This window comes from Acinetobacter sp. 1566109 (assembly GCF_000582255.1).
GTDB lineage: Bacteria > Pseudomonadota > Gammaproteobacteria > Pseudomonadales > Moraxellaceae > Acinetobacter > Acinetobacter nosocomialis.
In genome coordinates, this window is sequence record NZ_JEYB01000168.1 from 1 (window position 1) to 1,671 (window position 1,671).

The following is a 1,671-nucleotide window of genomic DNA, read 5'->3' on the forward strand; positions in this document are numbered from 1 at the left end:
TCCAAATGAATGTTGCCTCATGGCCGTCATAGGAAGGATTTACATCCAGATAAAAAGCCAATCGTGCTGTTATACAAAGTTCAAGATCGTTAATTAATGCCAATCCAATCTTTTTTGCTTGAGAAGAAATAAGAAGCTTGGGCTGTACGAAATGGTTCATAAAAACAAGTCCTATCAAAAGAGTAAAATTGCTTGATAAGACTATTTAAACACATAAATAATGTGTTAAACACATTATTTATGTGTTTAAATGTAAATAAATGATCTGTGCTATACTTTTCCATCAGAACAATTCTGCTTTTAAAACTATGCCTTACGAAGAATTTCAAAGACTTATAGGTAAGTCTGGCCTTTCTATTAAAGAATTTGCAGCGCTTTTAGATATGAACGCAAATTCAATTACCAACTATAAAAAGAACGGTAAAGTGCCCACTACGATTGCAGTAATTGCAGTCGTAATTTCAGATATGAAGGATGATGGTCTGGACTTTTATCCAATTTTTGAGAAAGTTCGAGCTTATAGTGATCAATAGAGTATTTGATGTGAACCCAATTAAAGATTTAATTGGATCCTAGCACGTGCTGCTGCATTTCGTAGATGAGATTTTATGTTAAGTTAGTTGTTGTGTAGCACATGTGTGCTACAATGGCTTTAGCCAAATCAATGAACTGACTACTGAACTGACTACTGAACTGACTACTGAACTGACTACTGAACTGACTACTGAACTGACTACTGAACTGACTACTGAACTGACTACTGGATAAACATATGAATACTTTGGCAAAAAAAGATGAGTATGTACGTGCTAGGGTTCCAAATGAATTAAAGGTTCAAGCGGAGCGAATTCTAAAAGAAGTGGGTTTAAATACTACAGATGCTATTCGCTTATTATTAACGCAAGTAGTAAATCGAGGTGGATTTCCTTTAGAGTTAAGAACCCCTAACCGTACAACAATTGAGGCTATGAACTCTGTTGCAGAACCTAAAAAATTTAGTTCTGCTCAGGAATTGTTTACGGATTTAGAAGATGACACTGACGATTAGGTACAAGAAACAATTTAAAAAAGATTTTAAACGGGTAAGCTCAAACCCAAAGCTTAAGAAAGGACTCTTAATTTTGAAGGATCTTATTGATGAGCATTTGGTAAAAACAGGGACTGTTCCAGATGAGTATTTACCTCATCCTTTGATTGGTGAGTGGAAACCCCATATGGAATGCCATATTTTACCTGATTTATTATTAATTTGGGATGTGGATGAAGATAATAATGAGCTAATACTTGCTCGGATTGGATCTCATTCTGAACTTTTTGGATAAGTAAAAAGCCCGATATATTCGGGCTTTTTGTTGTCAATAATTAGAGATTATTTTTTATTACTTTTTGGAACTTCAGCTTTAATTTTTTCATCTAAACCATATCTAACAGGAGGAGGTGGAACTTCTGATTTGATATCTTTGTGAGGTTGTTGATTAGCTGGGTTGGTACTTGTATTGGAATTTTTTTGGGTCATTTTAGATACTTAAAAATCAAATAGATAATAACTAATATAACAAACATTATTGCTGATAAATAGATGTTGCTTAAAGACTTCTTTAAAAGTAAAACTTTTTGGTCATTAGATTCTATGTATGTATCTATAACAGTTTCATGATCCTTAATGATTCT

General features: G+C 33.4%; 5 protein-coding genes. 4 read left to right on the forward strand and 1 reads right to left on the reverse strand.

Annotated features, from left to right (window positions below):
- Positions 1-308: 308 nt before the first annotated feature.
- The 4 genes from J582_RS25070 (at position 309) to J582_RS0105550 (ending at position 1,322) form a co-directional block, all read left to right on the forward strand.
- Positions 309-533, forward strand: coding sequence for a hypothetical protein (locus tag J582_RS25070; RefSeq protein WP_002072934.1), 225 nt, complete (start codon positions 309-311; stop codon positions 531-533).
- 103 nt (positions 534-636) lie between these two features.
- Positions 637-768 (forward strand): hypothetical protein, encoded by a 132-nt coding sequence (locus J582_RS27505; protein ID WP_261632396.1) that lies wholly within the window; start codon positions 637-639, stop codon positions 766-768.
- Positions 769-772: 4 nt separating this feature from the next.
- The gene (locus tag J582_RS25075; RefSeq protein ID WP_005140357.1) at positions 773-1,048 is read left to right on the forward strand and encodes a type II toxin-antitoxin system RelB/DinJ family antitoxin; all 276 of its coding nucleotides are present in this window, start codon (positions 773-775) and stop codon (positions 1,046-1,048) included.
- Positions 1,032-1,322 carry a type II toxin-antitoxin system YafQ family toxin gene (locus J582_RS0105550; protein WP_000176412.1) on the forward strand — a complete coding sequence of 97 codons (291 nt, stop codon included), beginning with the start codon at positions 1,032-1,034 and terminating at the stop codon, positions 1,320-1,322. The genes J582_RS25075 and J582_RS0105550 overlap by 17 nt, the downstream gene beginning before the upstream one ends.
- A 47-nt stretch (positions 1,323-1,369) precedes the next feature.
- Here J582_RS0105550 and J582_RS27035 read toward each other — a convergent pair whose 3' ends face one another.
- Positions 1,370-1,516, reverse strand: coding sequence for a hypothetical protein (locus J582_RS27035; protein WP_000192351.1), 147 nt, complete (start codon positions 1,514-1,516; stop codon positions 1,370-1,372).
- Between the last annotated feature and the right edge of the window lie 155 nt (positions 1,517-1,671).

Bases quoted from the DNA above. Each gene is read 5' to 3' on its own strand.
- J582_RS25075 (WP_005140357.1), top strand. From the start codon at position 773: ATGAATACTTTGGCAAAAAAAGATGAGTATGTACGTGCTAGGGTTCCA.
- J582_RS0105550 (WP_000176412.1), top strand. From the start codon at position 1,032: ATGACACTGACGATTAGGTACAAGAAACAATTTAAAAAAGATTTTAAA.
- J582_RS27035 (WP_000192351.1), bottom strand. From the start codon at position 1,516: ATGACCCAAAAAAATTCCAATACAAGTACCAACCCAGCTAATCAACAA.
- J582_RS25070 (WP_002072934.1), top strand. From the start codon at position 309: ATGCCTTACGAAGAATTTCAAAGACTTATAGGTAAGTCTGGCCTTTCT.